This window comes from Kutzneria sp. NPDC051319, from assembly GCF_040682195.1.
Classification (GTDB): domain Bacteria; phylum Actinomycetota; class Actinomycetes; order Mycobacteriales; family Pseudonocardiaceae; genus Kutzneria.
In genome coordinates this window covers 103,009-125,843 of the sequence record NZ_JBFBAM010000022.1, presented here as the reverse complement: position 1 = coordinate 125,843, position 22,835 = coordinate 103,009, and the positions used below count along the sequence as shown (strand labels likewise).

Below are 22,835 nucleotides of genomic sequence, written 5' to 3'. Positions count from 1 at the left end.
GGCCGCCGCGGGAGACCCCGCGGCGGCCGGCCGATCTCAGTTCAGATGCCAGAGCTGGTTGGCGCCGGCGCCGCAGGTCCACAGGATCAGCTTCGTCCCGTCGGCCGTCCCGGCTTGGCTGGCGTCGAGGCACAGCCCCGACTGCGCGCCGCGGATCGTCCCGTCGGAGTTGACGCTCCACTGCTGGTTGCGCTGGCCGTTGCAGTCCCAGATGACCACCGGCGTGCCGGCCTTCGTGCCGGCGTTCATCGCGTCCAGGCACTTCGTGCCGCCGTACACGGTGAACTGCTGGCCCGCGGTACGCGTCCAGCGCTGGTTGTCCTGCCCGTTGCAGTCCCACAGCTGGGCCTGCGTGCCGTTGACCGTCGCGTGGTTGTCGATGTCGACGCAGCGGCCGGACTGCTGGCCCGTGACCGCGGCGACCCGGGTCCCGGCGCCCGGCTTCTCGGCGCCGGCGACGGTCAGCAGCACCGCCTGGTGCGCCGGCACGGTCACCCGGTAGCTGGTGGTCATCGAGCCGAGGTCGGTCGCACCCCAGACATCGCGGACGGCGGCGGTGTCGGCGAGCCCGAGGTCCGCGAAGCGAACGTCGATCGCGGCGGCGCTGTCGGTCCGGTTGAGCGCCACCACCGCGCGACGGCCGGAGCCGCCCAGGACCTTGCTGTAGACCTGGCGGCCCTCCTGGTCCTCGGCCACCTTCACGCCCTGCCTGCCGAGCGCGTCCTGGTCGATGGCCAGAACCTCCCGGTTGGCGAGCACGGCTCGGGTGTCCGCGCTCATCGTGGCGATGTTGTTGCCGGCCAGCAACGGAGCCCCGGAGATCGCCCACAGGCTCATGTGCGTCCGGTTCTGGGCCGCGGTGAACCCCGGCAGGCCGACGACGAGCATGTCCGGATCGTTGTAGTGGCCGGCGCCCTGCGCGTCCGGGTGCATGGCGGCGTCGAAGTTGGCCAGCACGTGGTCCATGGACGGGCTCTGTCCCCAGATGATCAGGTCGTCGCTGTCCCGCCACAGGGTGGACATGCCCGGCGCCCAGTTCCACGGGGCCTGCCGGCCCCAGTCGCAGATGGACAGCAGCAGCGGCCGGCCGGTGCTGGCGGTGGCCCGGCCGATCGAGTCGCTGATCGTCTGGTACGTGCTCCGCGCGTCCAGGCCCTCGTGGTCGCCGCCGCACCAGTCGACCTTCACCAGGTCGAATCCCCACCGCGAGAACTGGAGGAAGTCCTGGCCGTAGTGGCCCTCGCTGCCCGAGCCGGGCGCCGCCGGGCGCCCGGTCGGATAGTAGTAGCCGCAGCCGTCCCGGCCGGCGTCGGTGTAGATGCCGGCCTTGAGCCCCTTGCTGTGGATGTAGTCCACGACGGCCCCCATGCCGCCCGGCCAGTCAGCGCTGTCCACCGTGATGTCGCCGGCGGCGTCCCGGGTGCCCTGCCACCAGCCCTCGTCGATGTCGACGTACTGGTAGCCGGCGGACTTCAGGCCGCCGGCGACGATCGCGTCGACCTGAGTCCTGATCGCGTCGGCGTTGATCGCCGCGGCGTAGGTGTTCCATGAGGCCCAGCCCATCGGCGGCGTCGCCGCGGCGACGGACGGCACGGGTGCGCTTGTCGACGGACGACCAGCTGCCGCCGCCGAGGACTGCGCCACGGCCAGGGACAGCACCGCGATCCCGATGGCCATGGCCCGTCCGAGAAACCCGCGACCTCGGCGACGCCGCTCGATGTTCATGCTGGATCCCGATCAGGACGAGGACACGGAAAAGCTGTTGGACGTGAAGCTCCGCGCCGTGCCGGTCGAGGTGATCTCGAAGCCGAACTGGACGTCGCCCAGCGTGACGTCGCCGAACCAGCCCTTGGACTTGATCCAGTTCAGCACGGCCTTGACGTCGACCGAACCCGCGTTGGTGTTGCCGTGGCGCAGGAAGGAGAACACCGCGTTCGAGCCGTTGGATCCCTTGTAGACGTCCCAGGTGTGGCCGCCGACCGAGACCGTGGTCTGCAGGCTGCCGATCGGCCCGACCGCGCCGGTCTTGTTCATCCACAACATGATCTCGTACGCGTTGTTGTTCGCCCAGATGTCATAGGCGGTCTCGTAGGCGCCGGCGCCCGGCACCGAGACGTTGAAGGAGCTGGTGACACTGCCGAGACTGCTCAGCTGGCGGCCGATGGTCCGCCCGGAGTGCGGATAGGACTTCACGCCGCCGGTGTTGGGCTGGTTGGAGCTGACTCCCCAGTTGCTGTACGAGTTGGCCCAGATCGACTGCGGGCCGGCGCCGCTGCCCCAGACGTCGTTGGTGATCGTGTATCCGCCGTTGGACCAGGATCCCCATTTGTCGGACGAGGACCAGGTGGCGGCCTGGGCCGATGTCGCGGTCAGCACCACGGTGGCCAGCGCGGCCACCGTGGGCAGGATGTAGCGCAGGGTTTTACGCATCGGATTGCCTTTTCTTCCGGGCGACGTTGCGCGGATACGGTCGTCGAACTTCCTTCGACGGCAAGGCTTGCGGGTCGATCGGGAGTTTCCGTCGAACCGATTGCACTGTCGCAGGCCGATCGAGCCGCGGTCAAGAACCGCTGTTCACCGGCCGGACCGGACCCGCCGGCGTCCGGCCGCGTCGGCCTGGGTCTTCGACGAAGTTTCGACGAAACGACCGAAAACGCGGGGTGTCGAAGATTCGACGGTCCATTTCGCACAGTGCGTCCGGGACCGCGGCGGCGCCCGGCCCGCGTCCGCCGGCGGCCCACGACCTGCGGGTTCGGCCTTCCGGGGGAAAACATGAGAATTCGACATGTTCGATGGACGGCGATGTTGACCGGGTCGCGTCCAGCGTAAACACTGCTGCTCCACATGATCGAAGGTCACCGTCCGAACGGGGTGGTGGCACTGGGGCGGGGGTGACGGTGCGATCCGCACGCGAGCTTCACGACGGCCGGTCCGACTGTGCTCGAATCGTCGATCTCGAGCTGGCCCGGCTGGGTCCGGCGGCTCGGATCGCCCTGCTCGGGCACCTACAGCCCGCCATCGAACGGTTGGGCCTGCCCCCGACGGATCTCACCGTGCGCACGGTCACCGAGGACCTCGGCACGGCCTTCCCGTCGCCGCTCGGCCTGGGCAGCAGCTGGAATCCGAAGTTGGCCCTGCTGGTCGGCGCCTCCGTCGCCGACCAAATCCGGGCCGCCGGCGCGGGCCCGGTCCGGGAAATACCCGTGCCGGTCCCGCTGGAGGATCCGCGGCTGGGCCGCAACGACCAGCGCTACGGCGAGGACCCCCTGCTGTGCGCCAAACTCGCCGCGCTGCACGCGTTGGGCATGCGCGGGGCGGACGAGGGCCGGACGCGGGTCGCGCCCGTGCTGTGGTGGGGGGACAACGCCGACACCAATCCCCGCGAGTCGTTCAACCTCCGGCTGACCCACGAGCACCAGCTGACGGTCTTCCGCGCCTGCTTCGAACTCGGCGGCCCGGTCGGCGCGGTGCTGTCGGCGGAGCGTTTCGGCGCCGCGCCGACGATGGCCACCTTCCTGATCCGGGAGATCGTCCGCACCTGGAGCGACGAGGACACCCTGGTGTGGTTCGAGGCCAGGTCGGCCCCGGCGCGCGGTGCGGCGACCGAGGCGCTGCGGATGGACGTGGACGGCTTCCTCGGGCCCTGGCGGGCCGGCATGGAGCTGGTCGAGGCCCACCGGGCCGGCGCCGTGGCGGACTCGCGGCTGGCCCTCGCCGCCCGCCGGATGCTGACGCTTCGCTTGCGGCTGGAGGCCGCCGACGGTCCGACCGCCGACCCGGCCGCCCATCAGGAGTTGGCCCTGCAGGCCGCTCGGGAGTCGATCGTCCTGCTCCGCAATGACGGACTGCTGCCGCTGCTGACCGGCGTCGGCCTGCGGATGGCCGTGCTCGGGCCGCACGCCGAGGAACTCGCGGAACAGTTGCGCCTGCGCGTCGAGGACGTCCAGCACGACACCGGCGCGGACCGGGTTCGCCTCGTCGCCGCCGACACCGGCCACCCGCTCGATGTCGAGTTCGAGATGACCGAGTGGCGGCCCGGCCGCTACGCGCTGCGGGCCGGCGACCTGACGTTGACCGCCGAGCAGCAGCCGGACGGCACGCTTCTCGCCGGCGACCTGGCTTCCGGGGCGTACCTGACGGTGGACGAGTCCGACCGGACGACCTCGACCACCACCGACCGCGCCCTGGCCACGCCGCTGCGCTGGGAGGTCCTGGTCGACGGCGCCGCCCGGGCCGCGGACCTGGCCCGCAACGCCGACGTCGTGGTGCTGGCCGTCGGCGACGACCCGAGGCCGGACGACACCCGTCAGCAGGTCCGCCGGACCCTGAACCTGCCGGCCCGACAGGAGCGTGTCGTGCGCGAGGCCCGGGCCGCCAACGCGAACAGCGTCCTCGTGGTGCTCAGCCCGCACCCCTACGCCCTGGGGTGGGCGGACAATCACGTGCCGGCCATCCTGTGGTCCGTCCCCAGTGGACTGAACACCCATCGGGCCGTGGCCGAGATCCTGTTCGGCGAGCAGTCGCCGGCGGGCCGGCTGCCGCAGACCTGGTACCGCTCCGACGCGGACGTGCCGGCCGATCTCGACCGGGACACCGTCGCCGGCGAGTGGACCTACATGTACACCCGCCGCGAACCGCTGTACGCCTTCGGACACGGGCTCACCTACACCACGTTCGCCTACGGGCCGTTGCGGCTCAGCGGTTCCCGCCTGCGCGACGACGAGGAGCTGGCGATCTCGGTCCAGGTCCGCAACACCGGCTTCCGGGAGTGCGCCGAGGTCGTGCAGCTCTACACCCGGCAACTCCGGTCGGCGGTCACGCAGCCGAACCAGCAGCTGCGCGACTTCCAGAAGATCACCCTGGCCGCGCAGGCCAGCCGCACCGTGACCTTCCTGCTGCGCACGTCGGATCTGGCCTTCTGGGACGTGATCACCCAGCGGTGGGTGGTCGAGAGCGGCACCCATGAGATCTGCGTCGGCCGGTCGGCCGACGACCTGGTCGGCAGCGCTGCCATCACCGTGCACGGCGCCACCGTGTCCGGCCGGAAACTGGCCGCCGGCCCCGTTCCCGCGAGCACGGCCGACATGACCGCCGGGATCGCCATCGTGGACACCGACGAACGGGACTGCCCGGTGCTCTCGCCCCTGCGACCGGGCGCCTGGCTGGGTTTTCTGCACTGCGAGACCGCCGGCGCTCGGCGCTGGGGCGTGGTCGGCGGCAACCTCGGCGACCGGCCGGTCATCGTCGAACTGCATGCCGACTCGGCCGACGGCCCGGTGCTGTCCCTGCTCGCCGTGCCACCCGCGACGGCCCAGCACCCGACGGCAGTGACGGCCGCGCTGCCGCCACTGCCCGAACGCTGCGACCTGTTCATCGTGTGCGCCGCAACCGGTCTCCGGCTGTCGGCGATCACGTTCGACTGAGCCGGGAACCGGCCATCACCGCTGGGTGTAGAGGAATCCGACCTTGTCGACCTCGTCGCCGGTCCGGCCGTGGAAGCCGGCGATCTGCCAGCCGTCGGGCGCGGTCCGCGTGACGCAGTCCGAGGTGTCCTGGCCGCCGGCCAGGGTGTGCCCGAGGTTGGTGACGAAGCGGGCCGAGAAGATCCGCGTGTGGCCCTGGTAGCTGCCCCCGCACAGGGTGGCCGACGTGACGTATTCGTTGCCGGCCAACGCCAGCGACGCCGAATTGCCACCGGTGCCGCCGTGCGTGAGGGTGGCGCCGTTGTCCAGCGTGACGCCGAGCTGGTCGATCCGGGCGCCGCTGCGCAGCGACAGGGTGCGGACCCGCGCCGCGGCGGGAACCGAGGCGACGTCGGTGAAGTAGTCGCCGTGCGGGCCGCCGAACTGCTCGGACAACCGCAGCGCCGGATTGCGCGACCAGCTGAACTTCACGGTGATCGGGTCGTGGTCGGACAGCATCTTGCCCGAGTCGTCCAGGAACTTCGCGTGCTCGTTGTTGTAGTACGTGGCGTTGAGGTTGACGAGCTTGCTGCCGCGGTAGAGAACCTTGTCCACGACCTCGCAGTCGTTGGTGACGGCCTGCTCGTCGCACACCAGCGCCGGGCTGCCCGCCGCCGGAGCGCTGCCGCCCCGGACCAGCTGCACCCACGCGTCGGTGAGTCCGTTGCTGGCTCCGAAACCGGCGATGGTGTCGGCGGCGCGGGTGTAGCGGGTGTTGGTGTCGCCCATGACGATCACGGCGTTGCCGGCCGAGTGCGACTGGATGAAACCGCTCAGCTGAGCCAGGTTCGACGCCCGCGACGACTCGTCGCCGTCATTGGTGCCGGCATTGGTGTGCAGGTTGTAGACATCGACGTAGACGCCCTCGGCCAGCCGCGTCCGCATGAACGTGAAACCCTTGGGGGTCAAGCAGTCCCCCGAGTCGAGTTGGCACGAGTTCCAGTGCACGCGCTCGAAGTCGTCCCCGTCGTACGGCAACGACGACAGCGAGTTCAGGCCGCTGCCGACGCCCGCGCCACCGCTGGTCGGCGTGCGGTAGGCGTGGTTGTCGGCGGCGTAGAGGGCGGCGTGGTAGTTGAAGTCCTCCTCGACGTGCACGAGGTCGTACGGGCCGAGCCGCTGGCCGATCGCGGTGGTAGCCGACTGTCGGGGCGTCGGGGCGCTGGAGATCCCCTCCGGCAGGCCAGCCACGTTGAGGCTCAGCACGGAGAAGCTGCCGCCGTCGGCGCCGTCGGCGTGACCGACCGCCGGCACGGCCAGCGCCGCCAGGGCCAGGATGACCGCTGTGGCCAGGCTTCTCTTCACGATTGCTCCTTCTGGATGCGGATCGACAGGCAGTTCGAGCTGTAGGTGGGCACCGCCCGCAGGCCGGGACGGTTGATCTTGATAGCGCCGAACCGCCCGTGCAGGCGGCAGGCGCTGAGCACCCGGACCGGCTCGCGCGGCACCGAGGAGTCCACGAGGATCTCGAGCACGCCACCCGAGATCACCATGGACTCGCCGGACAGCACGTCTCCGAGCCGGACCACGAGATGGCCGCCCGACTGGCGGTAGTCCCCGCCGCACAGGCCCCGACCGAGGCTCAACGCGCCGCCGACGACCTCGACCGGACCTGAGCCGAGCGCGGTCGGCGTCGCCGCCACCACCGTGCCGGCCTCGACCCGCGTGCCGCCGCGGTAGTGGTTCGAACCCATCACCGTGAGCGTGCCGCTGCCCGACTTGACCAGGCCGCCGGCGCCGCCGATGTCGTTGCGCCAGCTGTCATCGGCGCAGAACCCGCCGCGTGCCGCGTCCATCTCGACGTGGACGTCGGCGTCGAAGGAGCCATAACCGTCGGCCGCGGCGAACAGGTTCAGCCGTCCCCACTGTTCGGGGCCGTCCATCAGCTGGTTGCCGGCCGGGAAGGCCGTCGTGCGCAACACCTCGCGGCGCTGGGCCGGGTCCAGGTAGGGAAGACGGGTCTCCACAAGGACTTCCGCGCCCTTCGGCACACTCATCGGCGTGCGCGCGGCCGTGCCCGGCAGCCCGTAGGTCGAGTGCGCGGCGACCATCGCCGCGTTCGCCTGCCGGTTCGCGTACTCGTCCGGCCCGGTGTGCGCCCGCGCGTACAGCGTGTCCGCGGTTGTTCCCGTCTCCGCGGTGAAGTAGCGCAGCGCCTGGTCACGCGCGGCCGTCCTGAGCGTGGCGTTGGCCGGGTCGGCGAGCGTCGCGGCCGCCAGCGCCGTGGCGAGGATGCGGCCGCCGATCACGTCGAGCGGCGAATGCATGCCGGCCACGATCCGGGTGTCGGCCAGGTCGTACGCCCGCGCCACCAACTCCTGGAACCGCTCCGGGACCGCGTAGGCCAACGCCAGGCACGCCAGGTGAAACGCGTTGGTGTGGCCGCTCGGGTAGCCCGCGTCGTCCACCGGGCTCAGGCTCCGCTGCCGCAGCAGCTGCGGGGCCACCACCACATCGGAGGCGTAGACCGGGTACCCGAAGGCATCGACCCGACCGGTGTCGACAACCCGGCTGTCCGCGTTCATCCGCCACGGCCGCGGGTACTGGTAGGCGTACTTGCTCGGGTTGCCCGACGCGTAGGGCCCACGCACCGTGTCCACCAACTGGACCACCAGGCCCAGCGCCGAATCCTCGGCCCCCGCGCCGAGCGCCGATCCCGCCGGCGCACCCGGCGGGATCACCTCGTCCACCGGGCCCGGCGGCGTCCCGTCCGGCGCGTCCGTGATGCTCGTGACCGCCTTCGCGCCCTGGCGGTACAGGTCGGCCAGCGGGCCGAGGCCGCCGATCGCCGCGTACGACTGGTGCTGCCGGTCGAAGACGAACGCCCGCTTCGCCTGCGACCGGGTACGCGACCGGGTCACCATGACCACGTGTCGAACATTCGCCCGCAACACCGACAGATCCAGCCCGGCGCCGTTGTTCCACGCCGTTCCCGTCCGCCACAGCCGCTGCATTCCGGCGAGCGCGCGCACCGCCGCATTCGACTGCACGGTCCGGTTGGCCGAGACATTCGTGCGATAGTTGTCGACGAATGCCAACGACAACTCTTCCGCCTGTGCGGAAGGGACAACCACCGCCGGCGCAACCACGATTCCGGCCGTGACGAGCGCGGACCGCCGGAGGAACTCCCGCCGCCGCACAGTGTCTGATCTCAACTGCTTCTCCAGTACGAACCGCCCGGGAAATGGGTCGCCGACACGATGTCCGCCCCGGCGACGGCGCGGCTGGACCATACATTGTTAGCGCTCACAGTCCTCGCGGCCGTGACGAATGATCAGCCGCCCGGCACCGGCCGTCAAGAGCCGACAGAGGGGATTTCCCGGCCGGCCATCCGCCGTATACCAAGGCCGAACACCTTTCCGCAGGCCCGCCCTGAATTCGTCGAATTCGACGATCGATTCCGCACCCGGCGGCCACCCGCGGCTTCGACCTCCACGCCGCGCGGCGGCCGGCCGTCCGGAGCCACGGCGAAAGTTTCACGGGCCTCGCCAGGTGGAACGGGGTGCTCACGGCCGTTGATTGACGCCCGCCGGGAAACATGCCAAGCCTCGCCGTGGCCGGGTCACCACGACACGAGGAGCTGCGGCATGCGGACGTCCCGCCGAGACCACTGGAGACGATGGGCGGCAGTGCCCGTCGTGGCGCTGATGTCCGCCACATGGGCAGCCGGAACAACACCGGCGGCGGTGGCGACCGCGCCCACTGCCGCCAAGCCCGCGGCCACGAGCGCGTCGGTGAGCGTGAACGCCGGCAGCGCGCTCGCGACCGTGCCGAGCACCGCGATCGGGATCAACGGCTCGGTGTACGACGCCGCCCTCACCGACGCCGCGGTCCCCGGACTGCTGAAGTCCGCCGGCACCAACGTGATCCGCTTCCCCGGCGGCACGGAGTCGGACATCTACGACTGGCGGACCAACACCGATGTGCAGTCCGGCCAGCGACAGGCGGTGGACTTCGACCAGTACGCCACGCTGCTCGCCCAGACCGGGGCGCAGGGCATGGTCACCGTCAACTACGGCACCGGCGACACGGCTGGCGCCAAGCAGAGTCCCGCCGAGAGCGGCGCGCAGCTGGCCGCCGACTGGGTGCGCTACGCCAACGTCACCCACCACCTCGGCATCAAGTACTGGGAGATCGGCAACGAGATCTACGGCAACGGGACCTACGGCGGCAGCTGGGAACCCGACCAGCACTGCGCCACCGGGGCGAACCCGACCAACTGCGGCCCGGCCGTCTACGCGCAGAACGCCAAGGCGTACATCAGCGCGATGAAGGCGGTCGACCCGAGCATCGTGGTCGGCGTCGTGCTCACCGCGCCCGGCAACTGGCCGGACGGCATCACCTCGGCCGGCAGCCCGCAGCCGTGGAACCAGACCGTCCTGTCCGCGCTGGGCAACCAGATCGGCTTCGCCGACGTGCACTGGTACCCGCAGAACCCGAGCACCGTCACGCCGCCGGGGCCGACCGACGCCGGCCTGCTCGCCGCCGACGCCCAGATCCCGGGCATGGTGTCGTCCCTGCGGGGGCAGCTGCCCCCGAACCTGCCGATCATGATCACCGAGACCAACTCGGTGTCGTCCAATCCCGGCAAGCAGACGGTGGGCATCGTCAACGCGCTGCACCTGGAGCAGGACTATCTCGGCTGGCTGGGCCAGGGCATCGCGAACGTCGACTGGTGGCAGATCCACAACGGCATCGTCACGACCGGCGACAACGGGCCGTCGTTGTACGGCGCCGCGACCTACGGCGACTACGGCGTGCTCTCCGACGCGACCTGCGACACGGCCAGCGGCGCCACGGTGTGCGAACCGGCCGTGGACACGCCGTTCCCCGCCTACTACGGCCTTCAGTTGCTCGGCCGGTTCATCCACCCCGGGGACACGCTGGTGTCGGCGTCCTCCACCGCCTCGCTCGTGCAGTCCTACGCGGTGAAGGCGGCGGACGGCTCGCTGCGCGTCATGCTCGTCAACGACGATCCCAGCACCAGCTACACGGTGAACCTCGCCTACACCGGGTTCACGCCCAATGGCGCCGCACCGACCGTGGCCACGCTCGCACCGCCCGGCACCGGCATCACCACGACGACCACCGGCACCTCGGCGTCGCAGACGATCGCCCCGTACACCGCGACGATGATCACGCTCCAGCCCGGCACGTCCGGCACGCCCGGCGGCTGCAAGGTCACCTACCAGCCGAACACCTGGCCCGGCGGTTTCACCGGCGGCGTGACCGTCACCAACACCGGCGCCACGCCGTGGTCGGGTTGGACGGCGGCCTTCACGTTCGGCGGTGACCAGAGGATCACCAGCGCCTGGAACGCCACGGTGACCCAGTCCGGCGCGCACGTCACCGCGGTGAACGCCGGCTACAACGGCAACGTCGCCGCCGGCGCGTCGACATCGTTCGGTTTCCAGGGCAGCTGGTCGAATTCGAGCGCGCCCCCGACGGCATTCACGGTCAACGGCATGACCTGCGCGAGTTGACCGACCGGCGGCTGGTGGTTCGGGGCCGGCCAGCAGCCGCCGGCGCGACCTTCCTCGGCCACGTCGGCGTCACACCGCTCGACGCCCACCGACGTCAGGACTGACATGGATGCGTTACGCCGCAGGACATCCGCTTGGCATCTCGCTGCGACCCTCGCCGCGCTCGGCGGCCTCGTGCTCGCCGCGGTCGTCGTGCCGAACGCACGGGCCACGAGCGACCCGCAGCCGGCCGCGACCCCGATCTGCCAGGTCACCGATCAGATCAACCAGTGGGCGGGTGGGTTCACCTCGACCATCACCGTGACCAACAACGGCCCCGCCGTCGCCTCGTGGACGGTGACGTGGACGTTCGGCGGCAATCAGCACGTGACATCGGGCTGGTCGGCGCAGGTGACCCAGACGGGGACGGCGGTCACCGCGACCAACGAGCCCTACAACGGCGCGATTCCCACCGGCGGGTCGACGAGTTTCGGTTTCCAGGCAACGTATTCCGGAACCAATGACGTGCCGGTCGACTTCGCGGTGAACGGACAGCCCTGCAACGACCGCACCCCACCGACAACGACGACCACGACAACGACGCCGCCGGCCGGCTCCGGGTGCGCGGCGTCCACGGCCATCCGCTGTGACGGGTTCGAGGACCAGACCGGTCCGGCGCCGTCGGGGCGCTGGAGCACGGTGACGCCCAACTGCGCGGGCGCCGGCACGGCGGCGATCACCACCGCCTCGGCGCACACGGGCACACATTCGTTGCAGGTCACCGGGGCGGACGGGTACTGCAACCACGTGTTCGTCGACGACACGACCGACCCTCCAGCCGCGAGCCCCACCTGGTTCGTGCGGTTCTGGCTCAGGCACACCACCCCGCTGCCCACCGGTCACGTGACGTTCCTGGCCATGAACGACGGCGCGGCCGGCGACACCGACCTCCGGCTCGGCGGCCAGAACGGCGCCCTGATGTGGAACCGGCAGTCCGACGACGCCACGCTGCCCGACCAGAGCCCGGCCGGCGTCGCGCAGAGCGTGCCGCTGCCCGTCAACGCCTGGACGTGCGTGGAGTTCTCCGTCAGCGGCACGGACGGCCAGATCCACACCTGGGTCAACGGGTCCGCGGTGCCCGGCCTGACCGAGGACGGCGTGCCCACCTCGAACATCGACGACCAGTGGCTGGGGCGCGCCTGGCGGCCGAAGCTGACCGATCTGAAGCTGGGCTGGGAAAGCTACGGGGGCGGCGGTCCGGACGGGCTCTGGTTCGACGACGTGGCCCTGGGCACCAGCCGGATCGGCTGCGGCTGACCGGAATCACCCCGGTCCACTGTGGATGGCAGGTGGACGCGCACTCCCGGCGACCGCGGCCGGCATCGTCCCGATGCCGGCCGCGGTCGTCTTCGCGCAGCTCAGACCGTGTGAGCACCGGTCGGTGACCGCGGGCAACCACTGCCGTGCCGGGAAAGTTACATGGCCCCGCCGGTATAAGTACTACCCATTCCGTCGCCCGACCAGCGATTACTGCCGGCGGCGTGGCCGGGCCGAGGTCCTCTTCTTGTTGGTTTCAGCAGGTCGTGCTGTCCTGAGGGCGGCAGATGAGTCGTACACATGCACCATCCGCACTCGACCATGAAGAAGGGAGTTCATCTATGGTCCGACGAACATGGATGCCTCGTGCCGGACGAATACTGGCGGCGAGCGCGGCGGCGATGCTCGCGGTCGGCGTCGCGGTCGGCGCGGCGCCGGCCGCGGCCCAGGGACCGTGTGACATCTACGCGGCCGGCGGAACGCCGTGTGTGGCCGCGCACAGCACCACCCGCGCGCTGTACGGCGCGTACACCGGCTCCCTCTACCAGGTGCGGCGCTCGTCCGACAACACGACCCGCAACATCGGGGTCGTCGACGGCTACTCCGACTCCGCCGCACAGGATTCCTTCTGCGCCGGCACGACGTGCCTCATCACGATCATCTACGACCAGTCCGGCAAGGGCAACAACCTCACCCAGGCGCCGGCCGGCGGCGCGGCCGGCGGCCCCGACAACCTGGCCAACGCCACCGCCGCCCCGACAACCCTCAACGGGCACAAGGCCTACGGCGTCTACGTGGCCGCCGGCACCGGATACCGCGACAACCACACGTCGGGCATCGCGACCGGCGACCAGCCGGAGGGCATGTACGCCATCGTCGACGGCACGCACTACAACGGCGGCTGCTGCTTCGACTACGGCAACGCCGAGACCAACAGCAACGACGACGGCAACGGCACCATGGAGGCCATCTACTTCGGCAACATCCGGGTCTGGGGCTACGGCGCGGGCAACGGCCCGTGGATCATGGCCGACCTGGAGAACGGCCTGTTCTCCGGCGTGAACCAGCACTACAACGCCAACGACCCCACCATCAACTACCGCTACACGACGGCGATGATCAAGGGCGGCCCGAACCAGTGGGCCATCCGCGGCGGCAACGCGCAGTCCGGCGGCCTGTCGACGTTCTACAGCGGACCCCGCCCCAACGTCTCGGGCTACAACCCGATGCGCAAGCAGGGGGCGATCATCCTCGGCACCGGTGGCGACAACAGCAAGGGATCCACCGGCACCTTCTACGAGGGCGTCATGACCTCGGGCTATCCGTCCGACGCCACCGAGAACGCCGTGCAGGCCAACATCACCGCGGCCGGCTACAACAACAACGGCGGTGGCGGCGGTGGCGGCACCGGGCCGCTGCACGCGGTCGGCGCGGGCAAGTGCCTGGACGTGCCCAACTCGTCTGCCACCCCCGGCACGCAACTGCAGATCCGCAGCTGCACGGGCCAGCCCAACCAGACCTGGACGCGCACGTCGTCCAACCAGCTGACGGTCGCGCTCGGCGGCACGACGCTGTGCATGGACGCCAGCGGCAACCAGACCAGTCCGGGGACCAAGGTGGAGACCTGGTCGTGCAACGGCCAGGCCAACCAGCAGTGGACCGCCAACTCCGACGGCACGATCACCGGCGTCCAGTCGGGGCTCTGCCTTGACGTGACGGGCGCGTCCACCGCCGACGGCGCACTGGCCGAACTGTGGACATGCAACGGCGGCAGCAACCAGCAGTGGACTCTCGGCTAGGGAGACGCGTGATGTCGAAATGTAGGACCCTGCTCGGGACAGTCGCGGCCGCGGCGGCACTGCTCCTGACCATGACCGGCGCCGCGCAGGCCGCGTCGGCGACCACCACCGGCCCGGCCGCCCACCCGGCGGCGTCGACCGCCGGCTGCGGCAAGGCCCCGACCTTGGCCAGCGGCACGCACACCATCCAGAGCAGCGGCCAGAACCGCAGCTACATCCTGCGGGTCCCGGCCAACTACGACAACAACCACCCCTACCGGCTGGTCTTCGGCTTCCACTGGGTCGGCGGCACCGCCAACGACGTGGACTCGGGCGGCACCGACGGCTACAACTGGTCCTACTACGGCCTGCGGCGGCTGGCCGACAGCGCCGGCAACGGCACGATCTTCGTCGCGCCGCAGGGCATCGGCAACGGCTGGGGCAACTCCGGCGGCCAGGACGTGACCTTCGTCGACGACATGATCAGGCAGCTGGAGGGCGGCCTGTGCGTCGACACCGCCCAGCTGTTCTCGGCCGGCTTCAGCTACGGCGGCGCGATGACCTACGCCCTGGCCTGCGCCCGGGCGACCGTCTTCCGCGCGGTCGCGGTGTACTCCGGCGCGAACCTCAGCGGCTGCAGCGGCGGCACCCAGCCCATCGCCTACATGGGGCTGCACGGCCTGCGCGACAACGTGCTGCCGATCTCCAACGGCCGGGCGCTGCGCGACACCTTCGTCCGCAACAACGGCTGCACGCCACAGAATCCGCCGGAGCCGGCCCAGGGCAGCCTGACCCACATCGTCACCGCCTACTCCGGCTGCAAGGCCGGCTATCCGGTCGTCTGGGCGGCATTCGACGGGGCCGGCCACGACCCCGGCCCGATCGACGGATCCACCGGTGACGGCTGGCACACCTGGACCTCCGGCGAGGTCTGGAAGTTCTTCAGCCAGTTCGACTCCAACCAGCCCCCGCCCCCGCCGCCGCCCGCCGGCAAGCAGCTCGTGGGCACGCAGTCGGGGCGGTGCCTGGACGTGTCCAACACCAACGGCGCCCAGGCGCAGCTGGCCGACTGCGCCAAGCAGGACAGTCAACTGTGGACGGTCACGTCCAGCGGGCAGTTGACGGCCTACGGCAACAAGTGCCTCGACGCGTCCGGCCGGGGCACGGCCAACGGCACCCAGGTGATCACCTGGGACTGCAACGGCCAGACCAACCAGCAGTGGACCGTCAACGCCAACGGCACGATCACCGGCGTGCAGTCGGGCCTGTGCCTCGACGCGACGGGCCAGGGCACGACCAGCGGCACGAAGATCCAGCTGTGGTCGTGCAACGGGCAGGCCAACCAGCAGTGGAGTCTGCGCACCCCGTGACGACCGTGGGAACGGCCGGCGCTCCGATCGCGGAGCGCCGGCCGTTCTGCTACACCGAGGAGCACACGGCTCCGTTGAGGGAGAACACGGTCGGCGCCGGGGCCGCGCCGGTGTTCGTCCCGTTGAAACCGAGCGCCGCCGAGCCGCCGGCGGCGATGGTGCGGTTCCAGTCGGCGTTGGTGACAGTCACCTGCTGACCGGTCTGGCTCCAGGTTCCGTTCCAGCCGGACTGCACCGCCTCCCCCGCGTCCGGCCAGGCGAACGTGAGGCGCCACCCGTCCACCGCCGTCGAACCCCGGTTGGTGACGGTGATGCTGCCGCCGAAGCCGCCGGGCCAACTGCTCGTGACGTCGTAGTGCACGGCACAACTGCTGTCGGCCGGCGGTGGCACGGTGAAGGTCACCGGCGCGGACGGCAGCGATGCGTTGCCGTGGGTGTCCACGGCGACGACGTTGTCGGTGTAGGTGGCGCCGATGGTCAGCCCGGCCAGGGTGACCGAGGTGCCGGTGGTCGTGGTGACCAGCGAACCGCCCGCGTACACGTCGTAGCGCGCGACCGGGTAGCTGCCCGCGGTCGCCGCCGGCCAGCTCAGCACGGCGCCGGTGGAGGTCAGGTTCGACACCGTCGGTTGGCCGGGAGCACCCGGCGCCGTGGTGCCGGTTCCGCCGCTGCCCGGCACCTGCACGACCGTCAGCGAGTACGGCGCGACGGTGACCGAGGTCGCCGAGGACTGGGTGGTGCTGGTGATCGCGGTGCCGTTGTTGGCCAGTGTGAACACCGTCGGCGATCCCGAAGGCGTGAAGTTGTTGTAGTTCAGATTGACCGTGTACGTGGTGCTCGGATCCTCGTTGTCTATCAGCACGTCCAGGCTGCCGTTCGCCCGGCGCACCGCATGCGTGCGCACCAACGCGTTGGCCGACGAGGAGGTGACCATCTGGTCGCCCGGAGAACCCAGCCTGGACAACATCTGGATCGCGTAGTACGGCGAGAACGGCGTGTTCACCGCCGGCTCGGTGACGCCGCTTCCGTTGGCGCCGCTGGAGAAGATGCCCTGGTCGCCGTAGTCCTGCGCGCCGTTGACCACGCTCGGCGTGCCGGGGCCGTTGTGCTCGTTCCACCAGTCCACATTGGTGACGCCGTGCTCCAGCCAGCTCATGTACATGTCCGCGCCGAACAGGGCGGCCGGCTGGGTGTCGAGGTCGATGGTGGAGTTGGTCTCGGTGACGACGATCTTCACCCCGGCCGGGTCGACCTTGGCGTACTGGCTGATCTGCGACCGCAGCGTGGACATGACGCCGGGGATGTCGTTGGGATCGGTCAGCATCCCGGCCGTGGTCGACCCGCCCGGGTAGTAGTGCACGATCACGCAGTCGGTCCTGGCGCCCAGCGCGGTCAACACGGTCTGGTTCCACGGCTGCGGGCTGGTCGTCGGGTTGGTCACGCCGTCCGGCCAGTACCCGGGCGTGGTCAGCACCGCGCAGACGTGGATGTTCGGGCTCGCCGCCTTCATCGCCGTGCTGTACTTCAGCACGTTGGCCGCGTACGTGGCCGGCCCGCAGTTGTAGGTCTGGGCCGGCGCGCTGCCGACGGTCACCGGCTTGCCCGCCGCATCGGTGCAGCGGCTGTCGGCCTCCCAGTTCGCCCCGTAGGTTCCGTTGCCGTAGACCTCGTTGCCCACCTCCCAGTACGAGATCCCGTAGTTGTTGGTGACATCGGCTTCGCGCACCCACGCCTGCGCCAGCGCGTCGGTGCCGGTGCCGTAGTTGACCGTGATGATCGGGTTCGTCCCAGTGGCCTGCGCCGTCTTCATGAAGTCGGCGAAGCTGGTGTTCGGCGCGTCGTATCCGCCCTGGGCCACATTGGTCTGCCAGTTGTAGATGTCCGCGTAGGAGCCGCCGGGATAGCGCAGCGCCGTGATGCCGGCGGCCTTGACTAGGCCGGGAATCGCCGGGTCGTTCATGTGTCCGTCGTAGACGGCGGTGTTGAGGCCGATCGCGTTCGATGGTATGGAACCGAGTCCGCCGGCCGCGTTGACGGAGACCGTGGCGCCGGCCGTGGTCGCGGCAACGGCCGGCCCGGTGAGGCCGGCGGCGGCGAGCGCCATCACGGCGATCCCGGTGACACCGCGGATCCATCGTTCGTTTCTGTCCATTCGATCATTCCCCTTCCGTCGTTCGCCTCGAATTACAAACCCTGCGCGGAGGTGTCCACCGCGACGGCCGACGCAGTGTCGTCGAATCGAGTCGAAGTCGCATGTCAGTCCGGACCAGCCGGCCCAAGGGGCCATGAAACTTACATGCGGCAACGGAAGCCGACCGCGCGAGGCGTGCGCTGCGACCGATGTCCCTGCTACGGTCCGGACGGATCATCGTTGTCCACCAAGGAAATAATGCCGGCGTGGGAGGAATGACCATGAGATCAATCGTGTCGAGGATGGTGGCGGTGTTCGTGCTCGCCGCGGGAACCCTCGTCGCCGGCCAGCACTCGGCCTTCGCGTCCACGAGTCAGTTCCGCGGCGTGAACTGGGCCGACCAGCGGGACAACTTCGTCAACGGCGTGCTGTACGTGTCCGGACTGGGCGCCTCGGACACCTACTCCTCCGCCGCCACCGTGGCCGACCGCGTCGTCGGGCAGCTGGACTCGATCACCGGCGCCAACACGGTCCGGATGCCGATCAACGAGCCGACCGTCGCCAACTACTGGGGCACCTACACCGGCGCGATCGACACCGCGCTGACCAAGGGCCGGGTGATCCTCGCCTACTGGGCCTACACCGGCGGAAAACCGACCAGCACCACCGGGTTCAACCAGATGTGGGACAAGGTCGTCGCCCGGTACGCCGGCAACGCCAACGCCTACTTCGAGGTCATCAACGAACCCTACGGCTACAGCGCCGCATCCCTCGACAACGCCTACAACGACTGGCTGTCCCGCTACTCCAACGTGCCGCGCGGCCGGGTGATCCTCGACGGCACCGGGGACGCCCAGAACGTCGCCGCCGTCGGCAACGACCACCGCCTCGACAACACCCTGCTGGCCGTGCACGACTACTCCTTCTTCGCCGGCTACGAGGACGAGACCGAGTGGGCGAACCACATCGCCAACTCCATCGGCGGCTACGCCAGCCGCACCGTGGCCACCGAATGGGGCGGCCCGATGGGTCCGGGCAGCAAGAACGGCGTCCACTACGACCCCATCGACTACAGCATCCCCAGCGGCTCCTTCTTCGCCGACTACATCCGCGGCGTCAGCAGCGAACTGCGCAACCTCGGCATGGGCAGCGTCTTCTGGCCCGGCCTGCGTGACGGGGACTGGTACAGCCTCACCACCAAGACCGGCGCCGGCGCCAACATCGCGCTGTCACTGGTGAACCCGTCCGGACTGACCCGACTTCAGTACGCGTGGGGTATCGGCAACGGGGGCGGCACGTACGTGCGGATCGTCAACGCCGCCAACGGCCTGTACGTCGACGCCGCCGGCGGCGCCGAGGCCGTCGAGCGCAGCGGCGACAACAGCCGTTACGAGCAGCAGTGGGTCGTCGAGAACGACGGGAACTACGTCCGCGTCAAGAACCGCGCCTCCGGCCTCTACCTCGACGGCCAGGGCAACACGACCGACGGCGCGGTGGTGGGCCAGCGCGGCGACACCAACGCCACCAGTCAACAGTGGACAGTGCTGACCGACGCCAACAACGTGCGGATCAAGAACCGCGCCACCGGCAAGTTCGTCGACGGCATGGGCCGCACCGGCAGCGGCGGCGACCTGGGCCAGTGGAGCGACACCAACAGCGCCAACCAGCAGTGGCGGATCGTCGCCGCCGGCTAGCGACACCCGCGAAAGGGGTTTCTTGATGCGTGAGAACAGCCCTCGCCGGCTATCGCAGCGCTTCGCCCACGCGGCGCTGGCCGGCGCCACACTCCTCGCGATCATCGACACGGCACAACCCGCCGCCGCAGCACAGCCGGCCGTCGCAACACAGCCAGCCCCCGCGGCCGCAGCTGCCGGCGCCGCCGCGATCGCCTCGGTCGACCTGGCCGGGACGTGGAGTTTCACGCCGACGGGTCGAGGGGCGACCTCGATCACCGTGCCCGGCGGCGGCTGGTACAAGCAGGGCTTCACCGACGTGAACGAGGCGGTGTACTCGCGCGACATCACCGTGCCCGACTCGGGTCAGCCGCAGTCGACGTGGATCGAGTTCGGGGCGGTCAATCACCAGGCGACGCTGTCGGTCGACGGCCGGGTGGTGGCGACGCAGACCACGGCGTTCACGCCGTCGAACTTCGACATCACCGCCTACGCGGCCCCCGGCAGCACCCACACGATCAGCGTCGACGTGAAGGGCCGCGGCGCGTTGAAGGCATCCAACGGCCGGTACCTGGTGCCCGACGCCGCCGAGTGGTCCGAGGCGGTCCCCCAGGGGATCTACCGCTCGGCGTTCCTGCGGACGTACCCGGCGGTGGACGTCAGTGACACATTCGTGCGTACGTCGGTGGCGAACAAGACGTTGAGCTACGACGTGTCGGTGCGTAACACGTCGGGCAGTTCCCGGTCGGTGACGTTGACCGGATCGCTGTCCTCCAACAACGCAACGGCTTTCAGCTACCCGGAACTGCCCAGCCGCACGGTCACCGTGGCAGCCCACTCGACCGCGACCGTGACCGTCGGGCCGGTCGCGTGGAACCTCGACAGCACCTCGTACTGGTGGCCCAACGTGCCGTACCGGTCGGGGTACCAGGCGCAGCTGCACCGGCTGACGGTGCATGCCGTCACCGATGACGGGCACACCAGCGACGCCACGTACCGGTTCGGGTTCCGGGAGGCCACCCAGAACGGTGACTACTACTACCTCAACGGCGTGCGCGTGAACTTCCGCGGCGACAACCTCCAGGGTGCCGACTACGACCGGATCAACAACGGCGGCAAGGGCGACGCCTACGACACCCTGCCCGGCTTCCTGCCCCCTTCGTCGAACAACGGCGGCTGGCCCCAGACGGTGGACAACTACCAGCGGCTGAACTTCACCGTGCTGCGCATCCACCAGGAGCCCGCCAGCCCGTACATGCTGGATGTCGCCGACGAGATGGGCCTGATGATCATCGACGAGACCGCGATCCGCGGCTCCCAATCCGGGCAGGACTGGAACGCCGGGCACGACAACATGGTCAACCACGCCCGTGCGCTGGTCCTGCGCGACCGCAACCACCCCGCGGTCATCCGCTGGAGCCAGGTCAACGAGCCGAACCAGAGCGGCCAGGATTCCGAACAGTTCGAGAAGGACCTGTACGCGGCGATCAACGGCGCCGACGGCACCCGGCCGGTCATTGTCGAGCTGGGCAGCGGCGGGAATCTCAACGGGTATCCCGGCATGACGTACGCCAACTTCGCGGTGTTCCCGCACTACGTCGACGGCTTCGGCCGGTACGGGGAGGGCCTGATCACCGTGAATGGGCGGCCCGACGGCGAGGGCGAGTACATCTGGCCGGCATGCGACACCAAGCAGGGCTTCGAGTGGTTCGCCACGGCAACCCTGGCCAAGCGCGGCAAGAACGCCACCGACCTGCGTCCGTACACGCTGCTGTCCGCCTGGGCCAGCGTCGTGCCGGGAGTGCGGACCACCGACTTCACCCCGGAGGAGGGCGGTCGCCCCATCTACGGCGCGGACAACCTGCCGGACCCCTGGAGCAACCCGCAGATCCAGCGCGTGCAGGCGGCGTTCAACCCGGTGGCCGCGGTCGACCTGCCGTTCTGGTCGGCCTCCGGCGTCTCGGACTCCAACGGCGCCTTCCCTCTGCCGCAGGCCGTGCCCAACTACGCCCGGAACTCCACGGTCACCCGCAACATCACCGTCTTCAACGACGACCTCGCCGACACCTCGGTCGGCTTCACCTGGACGGCGCGGCTCGACGCGCCGGACGGCGCGGTCGTGGCGTCCGGAAGCACGACCCTGACCGTCCCGCTCGGCTCGCGGGTCACCCAGCCGGTGTCCTTCACCGCCCCGGCCACCGGCAACCGCGTGTACCTGCAGCTGTCGACCACGAAGTCCGGCAGCCCCGTCTTCACCGACGCGGTGGAGTACTTCACCCTCGCCGGAAGCGGCGGAGACGGACCCGCAGCGGGCAACTACCACATCGTCAACCGCAACAGCGGCAAGCCGCTCGCTGTCGCGGGCAACTCCACCGCGGACGGTGCCAAGGTGGTCCAGCAGAGCGGCACCGCCACCTGGACCATCGCCACGACCTCCGACGGCTCCTACACCCTCCAGTACGTCCCGAGCGGAAAGGTGCTCGACGTCAACGCCAACAGCAGCACGGCCGGGCTGCAACTGCAGCAGTGGACGGCCAACGGCGGCGCCAACCAGATGTGGTATCTGCGGTCCACCGGCAACGGCTACTACACCATCGTCAGCCACGACAGCGGACTGGTGGCGGACGTCAACGGTGCGGCGACGAGCGACGGGGCGCAGGTCGTGCAGTGGGCCGCCAACGGCGGGGCCAACCAGCAGTGGCAACTGAACCGGGCCTGACCGGACGACCCGGTTCGCGCAGCGTCGCCGGCCCAGGTGGCCGCGTCGGCGTCGAAAGGATCGAATACAGCCGATTCGGCTTCCGTCGCGGCAGACTTCCGTTGCGGTAGAACAAAACCAACGGCCCCGCCGGCGTAAGGCCGGCGGGGTCGTCGCGTAAGCTGCGCGCGCTATGGAGCCCTTCGACGATCAGCCACGACACCGCGGCCGGCAGCGGCTCGACGCGGCGGTGGTGTGGACGGCCACGGCCGGCGCGTTGGTCTGCTCGGTGGTGATCTTCCTGGCGACCAACTGGCCGTCGCCGGAGCCCGTGGCCGTGCCGGCGCCCTCGTCGGAATGGCGGTTCCCGGTCACGCCGTCGTCCACGGTCGACACCGACACACCCGGCTCCCCCTTCGACGTGGTGGCGCCGCCGCAGGCCATGCCCACCGTCTCTTCACCGCCGCGCGTGGGCACATCCGCCATCACGACGGCGAACCCGCCGCAGCCCCGACCTCAACCGGGGAACACCACGACCGCGCCGCGGCCCGCCGGCACCCAGGTCCGGGCCGCCGGCAAGTGCCTGGACGTGCCGAACTCCACCACGCCCGGCACGCAGCTCCAGATCTGGTCCTGCAGCGGGCGTCCCAACCAGGCCTGGGCCCGCACGCCGTCCGGTCAGCTGACGGTCACGCTCAACGGCGTCACGCAGTGCGTGGACGCCTACCAGCACGGCACGACGCCGGGCACACCGGTCACGGTCTGGCCCTGCAACGGACGGGCCAACCAGCAGTGGCTGGTCGGCCCGGACGGCACGATCACCGGTGTCCAGTCGGGACTGTGCCTGGACGTGACGGGAGGGTCCACCGCCGATGGGGCCCAGGTCGAGTTGTGGACCTGCAACGGCCGGACCAATCAGCGGTGGACCCTCGGTTAGCCGGTTC

13 protein-coding genes are annotated in these 22,835 nt (G+C 70.1%); 8 read left to right on the top strand and 5 right to left on the bottom strand.

Translation table 11 applies throughout. The features are described 5' to 3' along the window. Positions 1–36 precede the first annotated feature (36 nt). Positions 37–1,725 carry an RICIN domain-containing protein gene (locus AB0M73_RS23260; RefSeq protein WP_363893754.1) on the bottom strand — a complete coding sequence of 563 codons (1,689 nt, stop codon included), beginning with the start codon at positions 1,723–1,725 and terminating at the stop codon, positions 37–39. Positions 1,726–1,737: 12 nt separating this feature from the next. Further along, on the bottom strand, positions 1,738–2,430 hold the full coding sequence (locus tag AB0M73_RS23255; RefSeq protein WP_043714841.1) for a hypothetical protein: 693 nt from the start codon (positions 2,428–2,430) through the stop codon (positions 1,738–1,740). 467 nt (positions 2,431–2,897) lie between these two features. Between AB0M73_RS23255 and AB0M73_RS23250 the strand changes: the two genes are divergently transcribed. Then, complete coding sequence (locus tag AB0M73_RS23250; RefSeq protein WP_363893751.1) at positions 2,898–5,423, top strand: glycoside hydrolase family 3 C-terminal domain-containing protein; 2,526 nt, start codon at positions 2,898–2,900, stop codon at positions 5,421–5,423. Positions 5,424–5,438: 15 nt separating this feature from the next. Here the strand turns inward: AB0M73_RS23250 and AB0M73_RS23245 are convergent, their stop codons facing one another. Both AB0M73_RS23245 and AB0M73_RS23240 read right to left on the bottom strand, forming a co-directional pair. Next, positions 5,439–6,767, bottom strand: coding sequence for a jacalin-like lectin (locus AB0M73_RS23245; protein WP_363893748.1), 1,329 nt, complete (start codon positions 6,765–6,767; stop codon positions 5,439–5,441). Then, a complete protein-coding gene (locus AB0M73_RS23240) occupies positions 6,764–8,500 on the bottom strand; it encodes a phosphatase PAP2 family protein (RefSeq protein ID WP_363893746.1) in 1,737 nt (578 codons plus the stop codon). The genes AB0M73_RS23245 and AB0M73_RS23240 overlap by 4 nt, the downstream gene beginning before the upstream one ends. Before the next feature lie 549 nt (positions 8,501–9,049). On the opposite strand from AB0M73_RS23240, the gene AB0M73_RS23235 reads away from it, so the two are divergent. From AB0M73_RS23235 to AB0M73_RS23220, 4 genes are all read left to right on the top strand, one after another. Next, the gene (locus AB0M73_RS23235) at positions 9,050–10,945 is read left to right on the top strand and encodes a cellulose binding domain-containing protein (RefSeq protein ID WP_363893744.1); all 1,896 of its coding nucleotides are present in this window, start codon (positions 9,050–9,052) and stop codon (positions 10,943–10,945) included. A 105-nt stretch (positions 10,946–11,050) separates the two neighbouring features. Then, complete coding sequence (locus AB0M73_RS23230; protein ID WP_363893742.1) at positions 11,051–12,241, top strand: cellulose-binding domain-containing protein; 1,191 nt, start codon at positions 11,051–11,053, stop codon at positions 12,239–12,241. Between the two features lie 341 nt (positions 12,242–12,582). Then, positions 12,583–14,040 (top strand): arabinofuranosidase catalytic domain-containing protein, encoded by a 1,458-nt coding sequence (locus tag AB0M73_RS23225; RefSeq protein ID WP_363893739.1) that lies wholly within the window; start codon positions 12,583–12,585, stop codon positions 14,038–14,040. A 71-nt stretch (positions 14,041–14,111) separates the two neighbouring features. Next, positions 14,112–15,389: a ricin-type beta-trefoil lectin domain protein gene (locus tag AB0M73_RS23220; protein WP_363893766.1), complete on the top strand. Its 1,278-nt coding sequence runs from the start codon at positions 14,112–14,114 to the stop codon at positions 15,387–15,389. A 49-nt stretch (positions 15,390–15,438) separates the two neighbouring features. Here AB0M73_RS23220 and AB0M73_RS23215 read toward each other — a convergent pair whose 3' ends face one another. Then, positions 15,439–17,541 (bottom strand): cellulose binding domain-containing protein, encoded by a 2,103-nt coding sequence (locus tag AB0M73_RS23215; RefSeq protein WP_363893736.1) that lies wholly within the window; start codon positions 17,539–17,541, stop codon positions 15,439–15,441. Positions 17,542–17,801: 260 nt separating this feature from the next. Between AB0M73_RS23215 and AB0M73_RS23210 the strand changes: the two genes are divergently transcribed. The 3 genes from AB0M73_RS23210 to AB0M73_RS23200 all read left to right on the top strand — a co-directional run bounded on the left by AB0M73_RS23210 (position 17,802) and on the right by AB0M73_RS23200 (position 22,828). Then, positions 17,802–19,214 carry an RICIN domain-containing protein gene (locus AB0M73_RS23210; protein ID WP_363893733.1) on the top strand — a complete coding sequence of 471 codons (1,413 nt, stop codon included), beginning with the start codon at positions 17,802–17,804 and terminating at the stop codon, positions 19,212–19,214. 25 nt (positions 19,215–19,239) lie between these two features. Next, complete coding sequence (locus tag AB0M73_RS23205) at positions 19,240–21,912, top strand: RICIN domain-containing protein (protein WP_363893730.1); 2,673 nt, start codon at positions 19,240–19,242, stop codon at positions 21,910–21,912. A 172-nt stretch (positions 21,913–22,084) separates the two neighbouring features. Then, positions 22,085–22,828, top strand: a complete 744-nt coding sequence (locus tag AB0M73_RS23200) for a ricin-type beta-trefoil lectin domain protein (protein WP_363893727.1) — start codon at positions 22,085–22,087, stop codon at positions 22,826–22,828. The last annotated feature ends 7 nt before the right edge of the window (positions 22,829–22,835 follow it).

What these genes read in the sequence shown, in the direction of transcription:
- AB0M73_RS23225 (WP_363893739.1), top strand. Translation starts at nt 12,583, where the DNA reads ATGGTCCGACGAACATGGATGCCTCGTGCCGGACGAATACTGGCGGCG.
- AB0M73_RS23255 (WP_043714841.1), bottom strand. Translation starts at nt 2,430, where the DNA reads ATGCGTAAAACCCTGCGCTACATCCTGCCCACGGTGGCCGCGCTGGCC.
- AB0M73_RS23210 (WP_363893733.1), top strand. Translation starts at nt 17,802, where the DNA reads ATGAGATCAATCGTGTCGAGGATGGTGGCGGTGTTCGTGCTCGCCGCG.
- AB0M73_RS23230 (WP_363893742.1), top strand. Translation starts at nt 11,051, where the DNA reads ATGGATGCGTTACGCCGCAGGACATCCGCTTGGCATCTCGCTGCGACC.
- AB0M73_RS23220 (WP_363893766.1), top strand. Translation starts at nt 14,112, where the DNA reads ATGACCGGCGCCGCGCAGGCCGCGTCGGCGACCACCACCGGCCCGGCC.
- AB0M73_RS23205 (WP_363893730.1), top strand. Translation starts at nt 19,240, where the DNA reads ATGCGTGAGAACAGCCCTCGCCGGCTATCGCAGCGCTTCGCCCACGCG.
- AB0M73_RS23235 (WP_363893744.1), top strand. Translation starts at nt 9,050, where the DNA reads ATGCGGACGTCCCGCCGAGACCACTGGAGACGATGGGCGGCAGTGCCC.
- AB0M73_RS23215 (WP_363893736.1), bottom strand. Translation starts at nt 17,541, where the DNA reads ATGGACAGAAACGAACGATGGATCCGCGGTGTCACCGGGATCGCCGTG.
- AB0M73_RS23260 (WP_363893754.1), bottom strand. Translation starts at nt 1,725, where the DNA reads ATGAACATCGAGCGGCGTCGCCGAGGTCGCGGGTTTCTCGGACGGGCC.
- AB0M73_RS23200 (WP_363893727.1), top strand. Translation starts at nt 22,085, where the DNA reads ATGGAGCCCTTCGACGATCAGCCACGACACCGCGGCCGGCAGCGGCTC.